Below are 18,381 nucleotides of genomic sequence, written 5' to 3'. Positions count from 1 at the left end.
GGTGCCTCAGCTTGTCGGGATTGCGCACCACATAGATCGCCGAGCCGGCCGAACGAGCGGCCCGGCACGGGCCGCTCGCCGCTGGGGATCACGAAGCCTGCCTGCCGCGAAGGCGAAGCCGCAGCAGCGCCGCGAGCGTGATCGCCGCCATGCCGGCCGAGTAGGCGATCAAGGGCCAGGCGGTGTCGCCATTCAGCGTGAGCACGCAGCCGGTGCCGACGACGCCGACGATGAGGCTCTGGATGCAGAAATGCAGGGCGACGGCGCTGCCCGCGATGTCCCCGAACTCCTGCAATGCCCCGTTGGCCGTGACGGAGACGGTGACCACGATCCCCACGGCCATCAGCCACATCGGCAGGACGAAGGACCAGAAGGACGGCGCCAGCAGGACCTCGCCGGACAGGAGCGCACAGGCGCCCAAGATCAGGAGCGCCATGCCGCGCGCCGCGCTTCCGACAATTCCCCACCGCTCCACGGCGAGCTTGGCGAACCGGGTGGTGGCGATCATGACGCAGGCGACCGTCGCAAAGGCCATGCTGAAGCTGAGTTCAGAGAACCCGGCGCCCTCCATCAGGACGCGCGGCGCCGTGGAGAAGAACACGAAGAACGTGCCCATGGCCGCCCCGAAGGCCAGTGTGTAGGTCCAGAATGCGGGGCTCTTCAATACCGGGCCGAACGGCGCCTTGCGCGGCATGTCCCTGACAGGCCGCGTCTCATGCCATGCGGGCAAGGCCCAGACGAGCATCATCAGCGCGGGAAGCCCCAGAGCGGCGAAGATGGCGCGCCAGCCCAGTGAGCCGGCGATGAGCGCTCCCGCGATGGGGCCGAGTGCCGGCACAAAGGCCAGCATCGCGTTCATGAGGCTGTAGACGACGGTGCTCTCCGGCCTTTCCGCATAGACGTCGCGTATGGTGGCGAACAGCGCGACCAGCGTCGCCGACGCCCCGACCGCCTGCAAAAGCCGCAGCATCAGGAACGGATATGCGGAGGAGGTCGCGGCGAGCGCGAAGGAAGCCAGTGCGAAAAGCAGCGCGCCGCCGATAAGGACCGGACGGCGGCCGATCCGGTCCGACAGCGGCCCGAAGACGATCTGCCCCAGTCCGAGCATGATCATGTAGAGGGTGAGGGTCAGCTGGACCACGGCCGGCGTGGTCCCCAGGACTTCCGGCATGGCGGGGACCACCGGCAGGTAGATGTCCATGCCGAGCGAGGCGAGAATGTTGAAGGGGGCCAGAAGCATCAAGGCGACCGGCAGGCTGTAGGTCCACAGCGGGGGATTCTGAGTAGGCATGACGAAGCATCCGCTCAAATGAGTGGCATTTGGCGGCGGTCTGCGCTGTCATGATTGAGATGGAGCCGGGCAGACTGCCGCAACAACGAGGCAACGGTTGTTGCGGCCTATCGGTCTGATTGCTTCGGTTCCATGGGTTCAAGCCCGGGCAACATGCGGTGAAAAGAGAGGGATCGTCCTTATCAGGCACGAACCGGCCTGGCAATCAGCCGTCCTTCCCTGAACGGATCGCTGCTCGGCCCTGGCAATGCTGCCTATAACCTCTTATCTCTCTGCAAGCGGTTACTGATGCCGTTGCTGCGCGGTTCTTGCCCATGCTTCTTGCCGAAACCCGGCATGCCGTTCCCCCATGGGAAGAGGGGCACTTCATCGGCGGCCATCCCGCGCTCGACCTGACCAACACCCTCTTCAATCGGGCCGAACCGGCGCCCGACAACGAGCTTCTCAAGACCGGCGCGGATGTGGCCGCCTGGTGCCAGTCGGTTGGCCTGGTCTCGCCCGTGCAGGCAGCCGGGCTCGCGGCCGGCGGCGAGCGCCTCGCCGCTGCCGTCCGCCGGGTCCGCGAAGATTCCTGGGCGGTGTTCAATGCCGTGGCCGAAGGCGCGGCCTTGCCGAAGAAAGCCCTTGCAGATCTCCTGCGGTCCGCCGCTGCCGGCGCGTTGGAGCACGGCCTGTCCTTCGAAGACGGCGTCCTCGAACTGTCCCCGGAGGGCCTTGGCAAGCCCGGCGCGATCCCAACCGCGCTCTCCTTGCTCGCCCTCGAGGCGCTTTTCGTCCTGCCCAAAGAGCGCATCCGGGCCTGCCCGCGCTGCGGCTGGCTGTTCGTCGACGGATCCAAGGGCGGCCGGCGCCGCTGGTGCAGCATGAGCACCTGCGGCAACCGCGAGAAGGCCCGCAGGCATCGGGCCGGTTGAGACCTCACGGGGCCTCGCGCCGGCGCGTTTCCCTGTCGGCGATGAACTCCCTCATCAGCGCGGCACATTCCGGCGCATGCGTCTCCAGCAGGAAATGTCCGCCGTCGAAGACATGCGTCTCCACGGTTTCCAGCACCCGATTATAGGCCATCACTTCCTGCAGCTCGAAGTAAGGGTCGTGCCGGCCCCAGAGGATGAGGCAGGGCGGCTGATATCGGCGATGGTACGCCCTTATCTCGGGAAAGCGCGCCACATGGTTCCTGAAGTCGCGGAAAAGTTCGAAATGGATGTCGGTCACATTCGGCCGCGAGGACCGTCCCCAGTCCAGGTGCCAGCATTCCGGCGGGACAAGCGGCGTCAGCCTGTCGGGCAGTCCGCCGACATATTCGTGGCGCGTTCCCTCGAAATTCAGCCAGTCGGGCAGCTTGGCCCTGTTCTCCGCCGAAGGCTCCGCCCAATAGGCCTTCGCGCTGTCCCATCCGGAGCCCAGACCTTCCTCATGGGCGCTTCCGTTCTGCACGATCAGGCCAAGGATCCTGTCCGGAGAGCGGGTCGCAAGATGATAGCCGACCGCCACGCCCCAATCCTGCACATAGAGGTAGCACCGCCCGACCCCCAATTCGTCAAGCAATCCCTCGGTCGTGCGCGAGATGTTCTCGAAGGTGTATTCGTATTCCTTCGCGGAGGGCACGGCGGAAAAGCCGAACGCCGGCATGTCCGGCGCCACCATATGAGCGGCATCGGAGAGCAGCGGGATGACGTTCCTGAACATATGGGATGAGCTCGGAAAACCGTGCAGGAGCACGAGCGCCGGTTTCTCGCGCGAGCCCGACTCGCGATAGGCGATATCGACGCCGCCGACGGTCTTGCGATTGTGCCTGGTCTTCTGAACGGTCAGCATTTTGAAATCTCCGCTGGGTTCGCGTCCGAGGATGCTACGGTCAAGAATAACCTGTATAACTCTTTTACCGGTTATTTGTTGCGCAATCCCGCACCCGGGGCGACCGCCGTCTGGCGCTTCTGCCGGTCGCGGCGTTTGGGGATTGCCGGACCGGAACGCGACAACGCGCCAGGGGTAACGCGTCAGCAACCAGCCCGAATGGTGTGGATCGAATCGGCCTCTCCGCCCGGATGCGCAAAAATAATCTGCAGCAAAAACAAGTGCCTGTGCGATTTTCGCATTTTTTCGCCTGAGATTTTTATCCCCACCCCCGGCAGCCCTTCTTACAATCCGTCCCATCGCTCTTGCGGGAACCGGATGCGCACCGGGTGTTCGGGAGAGCGGCGGCAACCTCCCCCTCCAGGGATCGGTACCTGGAGGCATGCTGAGGGCCCGCGACAGGCCGGCGGTGCCGGGGTGCTGGGTGACAGACAGCACTTCGGAAAAACGGATGCTGGGTGAGAGCCGGCATCGCGGAACCGCGGAGAAGCCGCTAGGGCTTTTCCTTCGGCCCGGCTAAGACCACCCCTTCATTGGGTGCAGCCGGGCAGGAGAAAAACCCGAGTGACCGGCCAATGACGGGACAGCGGCCGGCGGGGCGCGTGGAACGCGCCACGTAAACTAACAGAGAGGCACGGATCACGCGCCCCGCTTCCCACTTCCCCCGACAAGGGGAAGGTTCTTTGAAAAGGCCAGACGGCAAACGCCGGGCGTGGCAGCGATGAAACGCGCCCTTACAGGGCAGGGTGGGCCCAAGTCCCGGCCGGTCACTCCTCCGGCTCGGTGGTGAACATCAGCGGAAAGCCCATTTTCCGACCGGCGTCGGTCGCCCGTACTGCCTTCGTCTCCGCCACGTCCTTCGGGTAGATGGCAACCACGCACACGCCGCGACGGTGCGCCGTCATCATGATGCGATAGGCCTGGTCCTGGTTCACGCCGAACTCCGCCTTCAGTACCATCACGACGAATTCGCGCGGCGTGAAATCGTCGTTGAGGAGCATGACCTTGTAGAGCTTCGGCCGCTCGACCTTCGGCTTCGTCCTTGTGCGCGGTTTGAGGCCTATCTCGCTCATCTTGCGCGGTCTTCCTGTCGCTGCCGGGATGGTTTGAATCTGCCATGCCGCGGCGCGCCCGTCCATTCCGGGGAAGGAGCGGCCGCCGGTGGCGGGAATTGCCGCTCACCCAGCCCGATGGACCCGCTGGGGGCAGCCGTCACTTCAGTTTGGTGTGGCGATACCGGTCGCGGATGTGTTCGTTGAAATATCCCCCGGCGGATTCGGCCCATTTGAAGCCGTCGAACTCGTCCTGGGGCACCTCGTGGTAAAGATAAGTGCGGCCGCTCGTGAAGCGCACCTCGAGCTCCCGGCGCGGCGCAAAATAGCGGATGGCGCTCACCACCTCCGAATCCGGGAAGCGGGTTTTCTCGACGACTGCCATGGCTGCCTCGATCCGTTGCATCCCCGTCAGGAACCGCCGGACGCGGGCGAGGGTTCCCGCACCGGGTGCGTGCCGGAGCGGTCGCCGCTGGGCGGCGTTGCGGGGCAATCTGCCTTGTTGCGGCTCAGGCCGCGCCGTCGAGGCCTGCCTGCACCAGGCCGAGGGGCGTGCGGCGGCCGAGAGACCAGGAGCGCATCACGTGGCTTGCCACGCGCTCGCGGCTCACCAGGTCCGCGCGGTCGATGCCAAGCTCGGAGCAAACGGCCTCCACAGCATCGCTGATCACGGCAATTTCCTTGGCGTCGTAGACGCCCTGATCGATCGTTCCGGACGGAAGCATTTCCGTCTCCTTCCCTGTCTGGCGCGGCTTCGCCCCTTCCGCCGGCCCTTGCCGGTCCTTGCGATGCGCGCCTCGTCCCGCTCACGGGATCTCATCCAGCACAGGATGATGCATGATTGTGGCGGTCGGATGAGTTTCGATTCGCGCCGGGACCCCGTCAAGCGAAAAAAGAGCATCCCTGTGTCACTCTGCCGGATCAAATATGCTGTCGGCCGTTTTTAATCTGCGGTCTATCCGTGAACAAAGGACCTCCCGCTTTCATTTCCACGTCCCCCCGGCATAGAATTGTCGTCACAAATGAGGGATAAGCCTCTCGCCACTCGCAGAAGGGATCGATTCCATGAAGATTGCTGTTCTCGGCGGCGACGGTTTTGTCGGCTGGCCCACCTCCCTCCACCTTTCCGCGCGCGGTCACGAGATCCACATCCTCGACAATCTCTCGCGCCGCTGGATCGACACGGAGCTGGGCGTCCAGTCGCTGACGCCAATGGATTCCATCCAGGAGCGCACGCGCATCTGGCACCAGGGGACCGGCCGGCGCATCCATTTTCACCTGATCGATCTTGCCCGCGACTACGAGATCCTGAAGCGGTGGCTGTCGGAGCACAGGCCCGACGCCGTCATCCATTTCGCCGAACAGCGCGCCGCGCCCTATTCCATGAAGAGCGACCGGCACAAGAACTACACCGTCAACAACAACGTCAACGCCACGCACAACCTCTTGAATGCGCTGGTCGAGATCGAGCTTGACGCGCATCTGGTGCATCTCGGCACGATGGGCGTCTACGGCTATTCCAATGTGGGCGCGGCCATTCCCGAGGGCTATCTGCCCGTCGGCGTCGAAACGCTCGCGGGCGAGACGGTGAGCCAGGAGATCCTGTATCCGGCCAATCCAGGCTCCATCTACCACATGACAAAATGCCTGGATCAGCTGCTCTTCCAGTTCTATGCCAAGAACGACGGGCTTCGCATCACCGACCTGCACCAGGGCATCGTCTGGGGCACGCATACGCCGGAAACGAAACTCCATCCGCAGCTCGTCAACCGCTTCGACTATGACGGCGACTACGGCACGGTCCTCAACCGCTTCCTCATCCAGGCGGCGATCGGCTATCCGCTCACCGTCCACGGCACGGGCGGGCAGACGCGCGCCTTCATCCATATCCAGGACTCCGTCCGCTGCATCGAGCTGGCGCTGAAGAGCGCGCCCAAGCGGGGCGAGCGCGTAAAAATCTTCAATCAGATGACGGAGACCCACCGCGTGCGCGATCTGGCCGAGCTCGTCGCGCGCATGACCGGCGCGAAGGTCGCCTATCTGCCCAACCCGCGCAAGGAAGCGCCGGAGAACGAGCTGGTCGTCAGGAATGAGCAGTTCCTGCAGCTCGGCCTCAACCCCACCACGCTCGAAGAGGGTCTTTTGGCCGAAGTGGTCGATGTAGCGAAGAAATTCGCCTACCGGGTCGACCGCAGCCGCATTCCGTCGGTTTCCGCATGGACCAAGGACATCGCCCCCACAATCGAGCGCGATCCGGAAGGCAAGCGGCTGAAGAGCGTGGGGTGAGGAAGGCAGCGTAGAACTTGGCGTTGCTGGTTTCGCGATGACCCGGACGCGCAACGCCTACGTGACCCTCGTCACCAATGCCGACTACGCCATGGGCGCGCTGGCGCTGGTGCGCTCGCTCAAGCTCACGGGCACGCCGGCCGATATCCTCGTCATGCACACGGGCGGCGTGGATGCATCCGCGTTGGCGCCGCTGGAGCAACTCGGGGCAAAGCTTGCGAAAGCCGAACTCCTGCCCACCTCCGCCGCCTTCAACGAGCGGCACCAGCGGGCGAAGCTGCATGCGGACGCGCCCTTCACCAAGGGCAACAAGCCCACTTTCCACACGCCGCTCGACAATTTCGCCAAGCTGCGCCTGTGGCAGCTCACGCAGTACGAGCGCGTCGTCTTCATCGACGCCGATGCCATCGTGCTGCGCAATATCGACCGGCTCTTCGCCTATCCGGAATTTTCCGCCGCGCCCAATGTCTATGAAAGCCTAGCCGATTTTCACCGCATGAATTCCGGCGTCTTCGTCGCCCGGCCGTCGGAGGACACATTCCGGCGCATGCTCGCGGCCCTCGACAGGCCGGATGCCTTCTGGCGCCGCACGGACCAGACTTTCCTGCAGAGCTTCTTCCCGGACTGGCACGGCCTGCCGGTCTTCTTCAACATGCTGCAATATGTCTGGTTCAACCTGCCGGAACTGTGGGATTGGACGTCGATTTCCGTGCTGCACTACCAGTACGAAAAACCCTGGGAGGAAGATCATCCCAAAGCGGAGAGGCTGAAGCCGCTGATCGATCTCTGGCACGCCTATCATACCGGCAAAGCCATTCCCGATCCGAACAGCTTGCAGAACCCGCCAGGCAAATGAGCGCGCGGCGCAGCTTCGTGTCCGGCGGAACGGGCTTTGTGGGACGTTTCATCGTCGAGGATCTCCTGGCGGCCGGCCATGAAGTCACGGTGATGGCACGCAGCACGCCGCCGGAAGGGTTTTTCTCCGGCTCCGTGCGCTTCGTTCCCCTCGCGCTCGATGCGGAGGATGTTTCGCCCGCCATCTTCGAAAGGGCCGATTTCTTCGTACACGCGGCCTTCGATCACGTGCCGGGAAAATACCGGGGCGGGGAGGGGGATGATCCCGAAAGCTTCAGGTGGCGCAACCTTGCCGGTAGCGTCGCTCTCTTCGAGGCGGCAAGGCGCGGTGGGGTGCGGCGGCTCGTCTTCCTGTCGAGCCGCGCGGTCTACGGGACGCGTCCCCCGGGGGCATGGCTCGACGAGAAGGACGAGCCATCCCCCGATACGCTTTACGGGGAGGTGAAGCTTGCGGCCGAGCGCGCCCTTCGCCGCCTCGGCGCGGCTCGCTTCCACGGCACCAGCCTGCGCGTCACCGGCGTCTATGGACCGGCGGGGCAGGGGCGGGCGCACAAATGGACGGGCCTTTTCGCCGATTATCTCGCCGGAAAAATCATCGAGCCGCGTGTCGCGAGCGAGGTGCATGGAGAGGACGTGGCGGCGGCGGTGCGGCTGGTGCTGGAACGGGCCGAGCCGGTCGATCCTGTCCTCAACGTCTCGGACCTGCTTGTCGACCGCAGCAACATCCTGTCCATCGTCAAGCGCGAGAGCGGCTCTCCCCACGCCCTTCCGCCGGCGGCGGATGAGCGTTTGGTCAATGCCATGCGGACCGATCGGCTGAGGGCATTAGGCTGGTCCCCAGGCGGCAGGCCGTTGCTGGAGAAAACGGTCGTGGAGCTCCTCAGATCCACACAGCGGTTGGGCGGCGCTGCGAGCTCCAACACTTGAGAAACCGATTCAGGTGCTTCACACAACGATTCAGCTTCGTGACAATCCGAGTCCGCCTGCCTGCGCAAACTCCTGAAGATCATGCATTTTGAGGTGCCCGAATGCCGAACTCTCCGACTGCGCCGCAAGGCGATCTCACCCTCCGTACCCAGGCCATGCCGGGGGACGCCAATGCGGCCGGCGACATCTTCGGCGGCTGGGTTATGGCGCAGATGGATCTTGCTAGCGGCATCCGCGCCGCCGAGCGGGCGCGCGGCCGGGTGGTGACCGCAGCCGTGAAGGAAATGGCCTTCGAGAAGCCGGTCAAGATCGGCGACACGCTCTGCGTCTATACGCGGGTGGCAAGCGTGGGACGCACCTCCATGGTCCTGAAGGTGGAAGCCTGGGCGCAGCGCTACCTGTCTTCCGATGTGATGGAAATGGTGACCAGCGCTGACTTCGTCATGGTGGCCCTCGATGGCACCGGCCGGCCGACGCCTGTCCCACCGGAACAGTAAGTTCAGACCTGCTGGCCGTCGAACCGCGCCCGCGCCTCGTCGATGCGGTGGCGGTTCTCGCTCACCCATTCGGCAAGCGCCTTGATTGGCCCCAGCAGCTCGTACCCAAGATCAGTAAGGCGGTAATCGACGCGTGGCGGAATGGTCGGGTAGATCGTGCGCGTCACGAAACCGTCCCGCTCCAGATTGCGCAGGGTCGTGGTCAGCATCTTCTGCGAGATTCCCTCGATCGCGCGCCGGAGCTCGTTGAACCGCATCGTGCCGTTGCCGAGGTGCTTCACCACCTGCATCGTCCATTTGTCGCCGACGAGGCTCAGGAGCTCGTGGATCGGGCGGCAGGCATCGTTCTGCGGCCCGAAACGGGGCGGGGCTTCCACCGCTGAGACGGTCGACCCCAGGTGACCAGGTTTCAAAAAAGTGCCTCCTTGCCTGCGCTTTCCAGTTTCCAATATAGCGTAGGTATCGATTCGATACCAGACGAGGACTGATCAATGGCAAAGCTGAAAATCGGCATCATCATCGGCTCAACCCGGGAGGGTCGCTTCGCGGATTATCCCGCGGAGTGGATCATCGAGCTCGCAAGCCAGCGCAGCGAGTTCGAAGTCGAGCGGCTCGACCTGCGCGACTATCCCATGCCCTTTTTCAACGAAGCCACCTCGCCGGCATACGGCCCCAGCTCGAACGAGGTCGCACTGGCCTGGCAAAAGAAGATCGCCTCTCTGGACGGCTACATCATCACTGCTGCCGAATACAACCACGGTCCCACAGCCGTGCTGAAGAACGCGCTCGATTACGCCTACAGGGAATGGAACAACAAGCCGGTCGCATTCGTCGGCTACGGCGGCACCGGCGGCGTGCGTTCCGTAGAGCAGCTGCGGCTGCATGCTATCGAGGTGCAGATGGCGCCCATCCGCGCCGCCGTTCACATCCAGCTTCCGGACTACCTAGCGGTGACGAACGGCGAGAAAACACTTTCGCAGCTGGAGCACCTCAACACCGGCGCGGCCGCGATGCTCGACCAATTCACCTGGTGGGCAAAGGCGCTGAAAGCGGCGCGCGATGCGACCGCCGCGGAAGCAAGCGGCGCCTGACACGCGGCCGCCGGTCAATCCCAGCCGAGTTGCTCGATGCCGATCGAACGATCGGTCTTGGTGGCCAGCACGCGATCGATGCGCCGTCCGTCCATATCGACGATCTCGAAGCGCCAGCCCATTGCGTCGACGACCTTGCCGGTCGTCGGCAGCTCCTGTGTGTAGGAGAGGAGGAAGCCGGCGAGCGTGCTGTAGCCGCGTTCCTCCGGCAGCTTCAGCCCCAGCCGGTCGGCCATCTCGTCGGCCGGCATGAGCCCGGGAAGCAGCCAGGAGCCGTCCTCGCGCTGGACCACGTCAACCTCGCCCTCCTCGATGTCGGCGCGGAACACGCCGGCAATGGCGCCCAGTATGTCGGCGGGCGTTATGATACCCTCGAAACTGCCATACTCGTCGTGAACCAGAGCCATCGGCACCTCGGCCTGGCGGAGCGTCGCGAGCACGTCGAGCGCGTCGGCGAAATCGTGCACGATGGGAGCCGTCCGGACGAAAGCGCGCGGGTCGATGGTTTCCTGGGTGAGGTAAGCCGCGAGCATCTCCCGCGTGTTGACGACGCCTACCAGACTGTCCACCGACCCTTCCGCCGCCGGCAGCCGGGTATGCGGCGTCTCGCGCAGGTTCTTGGCGATCGCTTCGGGCGGGGCGGCAAGGTTCAGCCAGTCCACCTCGCCGCGCGGCGTCATGATGGCCCGGGCGTTGCGGTCGGCAAGCCGCATGACGCCGGCGATCATGTGCCGCTCTTCGGTTTCGATCGTGCCCGTATGCTCAGCCTCGGCGATCAGCGTGCGGATCTCCTCGTCGGTGACGCGGTTCGCATCATCCGGGCTGCGGCCGAGCAGCGCCAGCACCGCGCGCCCGGAGATGTCGAGCAGCCAGACGAGCGGCAGGGCGATCCTGGCCAGCATGGCCATGAACGGCGCTATCCGCGCGGCAATCGCTTCGGCGTTGCGCAACGCCACCTGCTTCGGCACGAGCTCGCCGATCACGAGCGAAACATAGGTTATCAGCGCTACGACAATGGCGACGCCGAGTGGATTGGCCAGGCGCTCGGAAAAGCCGAGAGCCGCGAGCCATTCCGACAGCCGGACTCCGATGGTGGCGCCGGAGAAGGCGCCCGACAGGACGCCCACCAGCGTGATGCCGATCTGAACGGTGGAGAGAAACCTGCCTGGATCGGCCGACAGTTCGAGCGCGCGGGTGGCGCCCCGGTCACCCTGGTCGCTGCGCGCCTTCAGCCGCGCGGCCCTGGCCGAGACCACGGCAAGCTCAGACATGGCCATGAAACCGTTGAAGAGGATGAGGATCAGCAGGATCGCGATTTCGACGAAGAGCATGATGCGGTCTGGTCAAGGGGTGGCGGCCGGCGCGGGACGTTACGCGCCGCAAGATAGGGCATCGGCAGCAGTCCTGCTACCGGCAGGCGCGGTAGCCGTTGCGCCGGGCCTTTATGTCGAAATGGAAATGGTCCTTGTGGTCCGCGTCGTAGCCGGGGCCGAGCACCGTGGTGAAATATTCGCAGCCCTCGGAGCGGACCGTGTTGAGCAGACCGCGCTGGCGGAAGGCGAAAAATCCGGGACGGCGGACGTCGATCTTTCGCCCATTCTCCAGCGTGATGCTCATGATGTCGAGCGCGTTGCCCTTGGAATGTTCGGAAGCGACGCTGGTGCCGCGGATGCGGCGGCAGGAATAGCTGGAGCCCTGACGGATGGTGTGGATGCCCGAAAAGTAGCGCCTGCGCGCAGCCGGGCCGAGCTCGTTCCTCGTCCAGAGCGCGACGGTGGCGGCCATGCGGCAGGTGAGCGTGGCGGCGGGCTTCATCACGATGCCGCCGGAAAAGCCGCTCACTTCCACGGGGTGGTCGATGCGGCATTCGCCCCCGTCGTCGATGGGCGCCAGATCGCGATACGTGACGCCCAGCCGCTTGAGCTGCCGCCGGCAATCCAACTCATCCTGCGGCATGAGTGTGGCTGAAGGGGCGTCGGGAAGCCTGACGAGCGGATAGCTCATCATCATCGGGTTCGAGGGCACGAGGTTCTGCAGCCCGCCTCCCGCCACGGCAGCCGTTTGCACGCCGAGATCGATCTCCGGCCGCAGTACGGTATCCACGGAGCAGGCTGAAGCGGCAGCGAGCGTGACGAGCGCAAGGGCGCCCCGCGCGGCCCGGGGCAGGCGGAAGAGCCGCGAAAACGGCCACTTGCACTCGTACACGCTACGCATCCACAAAAGGCTCGTCCCCACTAACGGCAAGAGCATAGACGCGATCGGTAAACGAAAGCTCAGCGGGCGCGTTGACGCTTTTGGCGAAAATGCGGCGCCGGAGCCGCTAGCGACAGTAAGGGGCGCGCCGTTTCTTGGTGTCGAAGTGAAAATGGTCGGCATGTGCGGCGTCCGTGCCGGGGCCGAGCACGGTCGAGAACGGGCCGCAAGCCGCCTCTCGGATGTCGCGCAGGAACTTCGCTTCCGGGCCTTGGCCTCGCCCGTGCTGCTGGACGGCGATCTGCCGTCCGTCCGACAGCGTGAAGCCGGAGATGTCGAGCGCCCTGCCGAAGGCGTGCTCGGAAAGGTTCCTTCCGCCGCCGATGGGCCGGCACACATAGCCGGAGGCATTGTGCACCGTCTTTATGGCCGCCCGGAAATGCTTCGGCGCGATCCTGTCCGTGCCGAAGAAGCGGGCGACGACGAGGGCCGTCTGGCAGTCGAGGACCGCCGGCGGTTCGATGCGGATATGGCGCGATGCGAAAGAAAGTTCGACCGGGTGCTGGAGCGCGCAGCCGCCCTTCTTTTCGACCGGAGCCGCCTCGGCGAAGCTGGCCTGGAGATCGCGCAAGGCAGCGCGGCAAGTCTGCTCGGCGGCCGGCAGGAGTTGTTTTGCAGCCGGCTTTCCGGGCGGGCGGGGCGACCGCCGAAGCGCCTCTTCGCGCGCTTGGGGTATGGGCGCCTGAGCGGGAAGCTCGACATCCGCTGCAAAGGCCTGGCAAGCGGCTAGAGATAGCGCGCAGGCGGTCAGGAGCGGTCGGAGAAGGCATGTCAAGTTCAGCAATGACGAGGCGCCGGTCGCTCGGGGGCCGTCAGATCCATGATCACCCCGTTCCTGTCGCCCGCCTCTCCCGATGCTACACGATCCCGATCGATGACGCATCCCGCCACAGAGAAGAGAGTGCTCAGGAGGCGGTACGCCGGCCGCGTAGCGCCGGCACGATCTCGACAAGAAGAATCGCCGAAAGGATGAGGGCGCAGCCGACCAGGCCGGCCGGAGGCAGACGCTCGCCCAGGAACATTGCGCCGAAAAGGGCAGCAAAAACAGCCTCCGTGGACAGGAAGATCGCGGCCTGCGGCGCGGTGGTGTAGCGCTGGCCGATGACCTGCAAGGTGAAGGCGATGCCGCCGGAGAAGATGCCGGCATAAAGGATTTCCGGCAGCGCGGCGCGAATGGCAGAAAGATTGATGGGTTCGACGGCAAGCGCAATCATAAGCCCGAGCAGGCCTGTGACGGCGAATTGCGCGACGGCAAGCGTGATGGGGCGGCCCGTACGTGCCGCGGCGCGGGCGATGAAGATCACCTGGAACGCCCAGCAAAGGGCGCAGAGGATGGTCAGCCAATCACCGATGCGCAGAGCCACCGCATCGCCCCCGGAAAGGAGCCAGATGCCGGCGAGTGCGCAGAGGGTGGCGGGCCACACGATGATGTGTGGCCACTGGCGGAAAAGGAGGACGCTGAGGAACGGCACCATCACCACATAGAGGCCGGTGAGAAAGCCGGAATTGGTCACGGTTGTCGTCAAAAGGCCGACCTGCTGGGCCGCCATGCCGAGAAACAGGACAATGCCGACCAGCCCGAAGGCGCGCCAGTCGGCGGCGGCGAGGGGCGTGGCGGCGCGTGCCCCCTCGCGCAGAGCGAAGGGCAGCACCGACAATCCGGCAATGGCAAAACGCAGGCCGATGAAGAGGAACGGGCCTATGGCCTCCATGGCCGTCGACTGGGCCACGAAGCCCATGCCCCACATGGCGCCGGCTATGAGCAGGAGACTGTTGGCCTGGAAACGGGTCATGCGGCGCGCCTGTCGTTGTCCTCAGGCGTCCTCATACCAGCCGGGCCCGCCGGCGCAAGCGGGGCAGAAGCGAAGAGGGCTGGGCCAGCACCGGACCGGCGTGCATTCATTCGGCGCGCGAGATGCGGATGATCTGGCCATTGCCCTCGTCGGTCAGCAGCCACACGGACCCGTCCGGCGCCACCTCGACATCGCGGATCCTGCCGAAGGCGCCTTCGAACAGGCGCTCCTCGCCGGTGATCTCCCCGGCGCTGTCACGCTCGAGCCGCGAGACGAGTTCAAAGCTCAGAGCACCGACCAGGAAGTCGCCCTCCCATTCCGGGAACATGGACCCTTGGTACACCGCCATGCCCGAGGGGGCGATGGAGGGGTCCCAGTAGTATTCCGGCTGCTCGTAACCGGGCGCTTCGGTGCCCCGTCCGATGCGCTGGCCGGAATAGTGGCGGCCATAGCCGATCACCGGCCAGCCGTAGTTCTTGCCGGCTTCCGGCCGGTTCACCTCGTCGCCGCCGCGGGCGCCGTGCTCCACCGTCCAGAGCGCGCCGGTCACAGGATCCCAGACGGCGCTCTGCGGATTGCGGTGGCCTATCGACCAAATCTGCGGCGCCGCATCTTCCCGTCCGGCGAACGGATTGTCCTGGGGTACGCTGCCGTCGGGGTTTATGCGCAGAATGGAGCCGGCGGGGTCGGAGATGTCCTGCGCGCGCTCGCTTTGCCCGCGGTCGCCAATGGTGAAGAACAAGGTGCCGTCCGGGGCCTCCACGATGCGCGAGCCGAAGTGCTGGCCACGGCCGGTCTTCGGCTCAAGCGAAAAAAGGGTGCGGACATCCTCTAGCCTTGGCGCTCCGTCCTCGCGCACGAGCCTTGCACGGGCGATGGCGGTGCCGGCTCCCCCCTCGCCGGGCTCGGCATAGGAAAAGAAGACCGTGCCGGACTGTTCGAAATCGCGGGCGGCGACGACGTCGAGGAGTCCGCCCTGGCCCATTGCGGCCACTTCGGGGACTCCCTCCAGGGGCTCGGAAAGCTCGCCATCGGCGAAGATGCGCATGCGGCCGGGCCGTTCCGTCACGATCGCTGCTCCATCGGGCAGGAAATCGATGCCCCATGGATGTTCGAGCCCGTCCGTCAGCGATTCCGCCTCGAGCCGGATCCCTTCCGCCTCGAAGGTCTGAGCCTGAGCCTGCGCTGCGAGGAGGGTTGCGAAAAGGGCGGCGACAGCAAGCCTGGGCATCTGCATCTCCGTCGATAGGGAACCTTCCTTCGCAAATAGGGTTGCCCGCCGCCTGCGCCAAGCCGGGTCGCGAGGAGCGCGCTCCATGCCGAGCATTCCGGGATTCCGCGGCAAAAAAATTCGCGTGAAAAAGCTGAGGACGTTGCTATATTTTGCCGGAGTCGAACGAACGGTTCCGTGGCCCTGGCTTTCGGACCGTTTTCTTTTTGTGTGCCGCCGCATCCCAAGACGGGGCGCATGAGTCAGGAAGGTGGTGTGAAAATGAACAAGGTCCCGATGACCCTGGCTGGATACGAGTCGCTGAAGGAAGAGCTGCGCTGGCGCCAGCAGGAAGAGCGGCCGCGCATCATCGAAGCGATCGCCGAGGCCCGCTCACATGGAGACCTTTCGGAAAACGCGGAATATCACGCGGCCAAGGAGGCCCAGAGCCTCAATGAGGGCCGCATCGGCGAGCTCGAAGACTTCATCGCGCGCGCCGAGGTGATCGACGTGAAGAAGCTCTCCGGCGATACCGTCAAGTTCGGCGCTACCGTCGTTCTCGTCGACGAGGATACGGAAGAAGAGAAAACCTACCAGATCGTCGGCGACCAGGAGGCCGACGTGAAGTCCGGCCGCATCTCCATTTCCTCGCCGATTGCCCGCGCCCTGATCGGCAAGGGCGTGGGGGACTCCATCGAGGTCAACGCGCCTGGTGGCGCGCGCGGCTATGAGGTGGTGCGCGTCCAGTACGGCTGATCGCCTGCCATGACGGCCGAAGCCGCCCCGGCCCTCGCGGCAGCCCCCCTCGATATGGCCCGGGTGGAGGTGGTGGCGCCCAATTTCAAGCGCCGCCTCTCCGGCGTCACAAGCACGATCGTCCAGCTCGTGCCGCTGCAGGCGCGAGAGCTTTCGATTGTGACGCTCGGGCCGGGCCTGCCTTCCACCCTGCCGCAAATGCGCTGGTGGCAGGTGCCTGGGCTGCTTCGGCGCCCGGCGGCAAAGCCGTTCCGCATCTGGCATGCCCGCCGCAATATTGAGATGCTCCCGGGCATCCTGCTGCGCGATGTCTTCCGGGCCCCGCTGCGCCTGGTCTTCACCTCGGCGGCGCAGCGCCATCACAAGGCTTTCACGCGCTGGCTGATCCGGCGCATGGATGCGGTGGTGGCGACAAGCGTGCGCTCGGGCTCCTTCCTGGACGTGCCGCATCGGGTCATCATGCATGGCGTCGATCCCGAGCTCTTCCACCCGCGGCGCGACCCGGAGGACGAATGGGCGGCGACGGGCTTGCCCGGCCGCTACGGGATCGGCTGCTTCGGACGCATCCGGCACCAGAAGGGCACAGACCTCTTCGTTGATGCCATGATCAAGCTTCTGCCGCGCTATCCGGACTGGACGGCGGTCGTGCTCGGCCGCACGACGGCGCAGCACCGTGTTTTCACGGACGATCTCCAGCGCCGGGTGAAGGAGGCCGGGCTCGCGGAGCGCGTTCTCTTCCTCGGCGAAGTGCCGGACGTGCGCCCCTGGTACCGGCGCATCACCGTCTATGTGGCGCCCTCGCGCAATGAAGGTTTTGGGCTGACGCCGCTCGAGGCCATGGCATCGGGCACGGCCGTGGTCGCAAGCGATGCGGGCGCCTATTCCGAGCAGATCATGCAGGGCGAAACAGGCAGGGTGGTGCCGGCCGGAGACGGCGCGGCGCTGGCGAAAGCGATCGAGCCCTATCTGGCCGATCCGGCGATGGCCGAACGGGAAGGTCGGGCGGGGAGGGCGCATGTCTGCACCCGCTTCGCGCTTGCCGGCGAGGCCGCAGCCCTGCGCGCCGTCTATGAAAGCCTCTGGGAGCGCGGCGCATGAAGGTGGAGGCGTTCATCATTCATCTTGCGCGGGCGCATGGCCGCGCGCCGCAGGTGGAGCGGTTGCGCGAAGCGCTGCTGCCGATGCCGGTCACCGTCATCGACGCTATCGACGCCGAGAGGCTTTCGGAGGACGAGATCGCGCGGGTCTACCGGCCGGGACTCCACCGGCCGCGCTACCCCTTTCCCCTGCGCAGGGCCGAGATCGCCTGCTTCCTCTCCCACCGCACGGCCTGGCAGACGATCATCGATCGGAACCTCGATGCGGGGCTGGTGGTGGAGGACGACGTGGAGCTTTTGCCGAATTTCCGCGACGTGCTGGAGCTGGCGCTCGCCAATGCCCGGCCGGGAGACTATGTGCGCTTTCCAAAGCAGGCGCGGGAAAGCGACAGCCAGGTGGTTGCTGAAGCCGGCGCAAGCCGCCTTTTCCTGCCCAAGGTTCTTGGGCTCGGGATGCAGGCGCAGCTTGTCGGGCGCGAGGCCGCAAGCGAGTTGCTCGCCTTTACACGCAAATTCGACCGGCCCGTCGACACCACCATTCAGATGCGCTGGCTGCATGGCGTGCGGGTACTCAGTTCCGCGCCCGTGGCTATCCGCGAGGTTGCAGCGAAGCTGGGCGGGACCACCGTGCAGGGCAAGGGAAAGCCCTTCGGCGAAATCTTATCACGGGAGGTGAGCCGGGCGGGTTATCGGTTTGCCGTGGCCATGCGCGATGTTCTAAACAGCCGCACGGCAAAAGATCGGGGGAATTGAAGGGTGGCAAGAAAAAAGGCGTTCATCGTCGGCAACGGCCCCATCCTCTTTGACATGTCATCGCATGTCGATGCATGCGACCATGTGGTGCGTTTCAACGAACCAAAGACCTCGTTCGGGATGAGCGGCACGAAGACCAACTGGCTCTTCGTCTGCAACACGGGCAAGCCGATGGAGCGGCGCCTGAAGAATCGGGACTATCCGACGTCCCCGATCGTGCAGGCCGCGGAACTCGTGTTCCTGGTCAATCATCCTCTCTCGGTGGAGAAATATGGGCTCAAGCCGAAGCTCCTGTCGCGCATCAAGGGTCGGCGGGCGGAATGGACCTGGCCGGCGCTGATGATGTATGGCAAAGCCGGTAGAACCGTCGCCATTCTTTCTCCCAGCTTTTATGAGGAGAGTTGCCGAGATCTCGGCCTCGAGCCAGAAGAGACCCTGGAGAAGCGAGTATTTCCCAGCACGGGTTATCTTGGCATTCGCTATACGTTGGAGAAACTTCCCCCTGAAGAGTGGGACGTCGAGATTGCGGGCTTTAGCTGGCAGGGCTGGCAGCGGCACACGTGGGACTATGAGAGGGCCTGGATCGAACGAAAGCTCGCGGGGCGCGCAATCCACATATGGCCTTCGGCGGATGATACACGGCGCCGGGATAAGCTGAAAAAGTAG

The 18,381-nt window shown here is 65.0% G+C and carries 21 protein-coding genes; 10 read left to right on the top strand and 11 right to left on the bottom strand.

Annotated elements, in window-relative coordinates; all coding sequences use genetic code 11:
* Positions 1–88 precede the first annotated feature (88 nt).
* Positions 89–1,291: a CmlA/FloR family chloramphenicol efflux MFS transporter gene (gene cml, locus RIN79_RS03270; protein WP_309083188.1), complete on the bottom strand. Its 1,203-nt coding sequence runs from the start codon at positions 1,289–1,291 to the stop codon at positions 89–91.
* Positions 1,292–1,605: 314 nt separating this feature from the next.
* On the opposite strand from cml, the gene RIN79_RS03265 reads away from it, so the two are divergent.
* On the top strand, positions 1,606–2,205 hold the full coding sequence (locus RIN79_RS03265; protein ID WP_309083187.1) for a CGNR zinc finger domain-containing protein: 600 nt from the start codon (positions 1,606–1,608) through the stop codon (positions 2,203–2,205).
* Positions 2,206–2,209: 4 nt separating this feature from the next.
* On the opposite strand, the gene RIN79_RS03260 is transcribed toward RIN79_RS03265, so the two are convergent.
* The 4 genes from RIN79_RS03260 to RIN79_RS03245 form a co-directional block, all read right to left on the bottom strand.
* Positions 2,210–3,106 (bottom strand): alpha/beta hydrolase, encoded by an 897-nt coding sequence (locus tag RIN79_RS03260; RefSeq protein WP_309083186.1) that lies wholly within the window; start codon positions 3,104–3,106, stop codon positions 2,210–2,212.
* 806 nt (positions 3,107–3,912) lie between these two features.
* Positions 3,913–4,218 carry an ATP-dependent Clp protease adapter ClpS gene (gene clpS / locus RIN79_RS03255; RefSeq protein WP_309083185.1) on the bottom strand — a complete coding sequence of 102 codons (306 nt, stop codon included), beginning with the start codon at positions 4,216–4,218 and terminating at the stop codon, positions 3,913–3,915.
* Between the two features lie 139 nt (positions 4,219–4,357).
* Positions 4,358–4,582 carry a KTSC domain-containing protein gene (locus RIN79_RS03250; protein ID WP_309083184.1) on the bottom strand — a complete coding sequence of 75 codons (225 nt, stop codon included), beginning with the start codon at positions 4,580–4,582 and terminating at the stop codon, positions 4,358–4,360.
* 124 nt (positions 4,583–4,706) lie between these two features.
* Positions 4,707–4,922, bottom strand: coding sequence for a hypothetical protein (locus tag RIN79_RS03245; protein ID WP_309083183.1), 216 nt, complete (start codon positions 4,920–4,922; stop codon positions 4,707–4,709).
* A gap of 340 nt (positions 4,923–5,262) precedes the next feature.
* Here RIN79_RS03245 and RIN79_RS03240 point away from each other — a divergent pair, with 340 nt between their 5' ends.
* From RIN79_RS03240 to RIN79_RS03225, 4 genes are all read left to right on the top strand, one after another.
* Positions 5,263–6,483 carry an NAD-dependent epimerase/dehydratase family protein gene (locus RIN79_RS03240; RefSeq protein ID WP_309083182.1) on the top strand — a complete coding sequence of 407 codons (1,221 nt, stop codon included), beginning with the start codon at positions 5,263–5,265 and terminating at the stop codon, positions 6,481–6,483.
* A gap of 37 nt (positions 6,484–6,520) precedes the next feature.
* The gene (locus RIN79_RS03235) at positions 6,521–7,339 is read left to right on the top strand and encodes a glycosyltransferase (protein ID WP_309083181.1); all 819 of its coding nucleotides are present in this window, start codon (positions 6,521–6,523) and stop codon (positions 7,337–7,339) included.
* Positions 7,336–8,265, top strand: coding sequence for an NAD(P)-dependent oxidoreductase (locus RIN79_RS03230; RefSeq protein WP_309083180.1), 930 nt, complete (start codon positions 7,336–7,338; stop codon positions 8,263–8,265). The genes RIN79_RS03235 and RIN79_RS03230 overlap by 4 nt, the downstream gene beginning before the upstream one ends.
* A gap of 101 nt (positions 8,266–8,366) precedes the next feature.
* Positions 8,367–8,762 carry an acyl-CoA thioesterase gene (locus tag RIN79_RS03225; protein ID WP_309083179.1) on the top strand — a complete coding sequence of 132 codons (396 nt, stop codon included), beginning with the start codon at positions 8,367–8,369 and terminating at the stop codon, positions 8,760–8,762.
* A 2-nt stretch (positions 8,763–8,764) separates the two neighbouring features.
* Here RIN79_RS03225 and RIN79_RS03220 read toward each other — a convergent pair whose 3' ends face one another.
* Entirely contained in the window at positions 8,765–9,175 is a 411-nt protein-coding gene (locus tag RIN79_RS03220; protein WP_375165868.1) for a winged helix-turn-helix transcriptional regulator, read from the bottom strand.
* Between the two features lie 78 nt (positions 9,176–9,253).
* Here RIN79_RS03220 and RIN79_RS03215 point away from each other — a divergent pair, with 78 nt between their 5' ends.
* Entirely contained in the window at positions 9,254–9,853 is a 600-nt protein-coding gene (locus RIN79_RS03215) for an NAD(P)H-dependent oxidoreductase (protein WP_309083178.1), read from the top strand.
* A gap of 14 nt (positions 9,854–9,867) precedes the next feature.
* Here RIN79_RS03215 and RIN79_RS03210 read toward each other — a convergent pair whose 3' ends face one another.
* The 5 genes from RIN79_RS03210 to RIN79_RS03190 form a co-directional block, all read right to left on the bottom strand.
* Positions 9,868–11,184, bottom strand: coding sequence for a hemolysin family protein (locus RIN79_RS03210; protein ID WP_309083177.1), 1,317 nt, complete (start codon positions 11,182–11,184; stop codon positions 9,868–9,870).
* Positions 11,185–11,260: 76 nt separating this feature from the next.
* Positions 11,261–12,067 carry an extensin family protein gene (locus RIN79_RS03205; RefSeq protein WP_309083176.1) on the bottom strand — a complete coding sequence of 269 codons (807 nt, stop codon included), beginning with the start codon at positions 12,065–12,067 and terminating at the stop codon, positions 11,261–11,263.
* A gap of 106 nt (positions 12,068–12,173) precedes the next feature.
* Positions 12,174–12,989 (bottom strand): extensin family protein, encoded by an 816-nt coding sequence (locus tag RIN79_RS03200; protein ID WP_309083175.1) that lies wholly within the window; start codon positions 12,987–12,989, stop codon positions 12,174–12,176.
* Between the two features lie 22 nt (positions 12,990–13,011).
* On the bottom strand, positions 13,012–13,899 hold the full coding sequence (locus tag RIN79_RS03195) for a DMT family transporter (RefSeq protein WP_309083174.1): 888 nt from the start codon (positions 13,897–13,899) through the stop codon (positions 13,012–13,014).
* A gap of 106 nt (positions 13,900–14,005) precedes the next feature.
* Complete coding sequence (locus RIN79_RS03190) at positions 14,006–15,130, bottom strand: PQQ-dependent sugar dehydrogenase (RefSeq protein WP_375165867.1); 1,125 nt, start codon at positions 15,128–15,130, stop codon at positions 14,006–14,008.
* A gap of 261 nt (positions 15,131–15,391) precedes the next feature.
* On the opposite strand from RIN79_RS03190, the gene greA reads away from it, so the two are divergent.
* Genes greA through RIN79_RS03170 form a run of 4 tightly spaced genes read left to right on the top strand, consistent with a single transcriptional unit; the run spans position 15,392 to position 18,381 of the window.
* Complete coding sequence (gene greA / locus RIN79_RS03185) at positions 15,392–15,865, top strand: transcription elongation factor GreA (RefSeq protein ID WP_309083173.1); 474 nt, start codon at positions 15,392–15,394, stop codon at positions 15,863–15,865.
* Between the two features lie 54 nt (positions 15,866–15,919).
* Positions 15,920–16,963 carry a glycosyltransferase family 4 protein gene (locus RIN79_RS03180; protein ID WP_309083324.1) on the top strand — a complete coding sequence of 348 codons (1,044 nt, stop codon included), beginning with the start codon at positions 15,920–15,922 and terminating at the stop codon, positions 16,961–16,963.
* Positions 16,960–17,715: a glycosyltransferase family 25 protein gene (locus RIN79_RS03175; protein WP_309083172.1), complete on the top strand. Its 756-nt coding sequence runs from the start codon at positions 16,960–16,962 to the stop codon at positions 17,713–17,715. Before RIN79_RS03180 ends, RIN79_RS03175 begins: the two co-directional genes overlap by 4 nt.
* Positions 17,716–17,718: 3 nt before the next feature.
* On the top strand, positions 17,719–18,381 hold the full coding sequence (locus RIN79_RS03170; RefSeq protein WP_309083171.1) for a glycosyltransferase family 29 protein: 663 nt from the start codon (positions 17,719–17,721) through the stop codon (positions 18,379–18,381).

It is taken from the genome of Chelativorans sp. (genome assembly GCF_031180965.1).
In the GTDB taxonomy this organism is placed as follows: domain Bacteria; phylum Pseudomonadota; class Alphaproteobacteria; order Rhizobiales; family Rhizobiaceae; genus Chelativorans.
The sequence above is the reverse complement of the archived record's forward strand: the minus strand, read 5'-3'. Positions and strand labels throughout refer to the sequence as shown.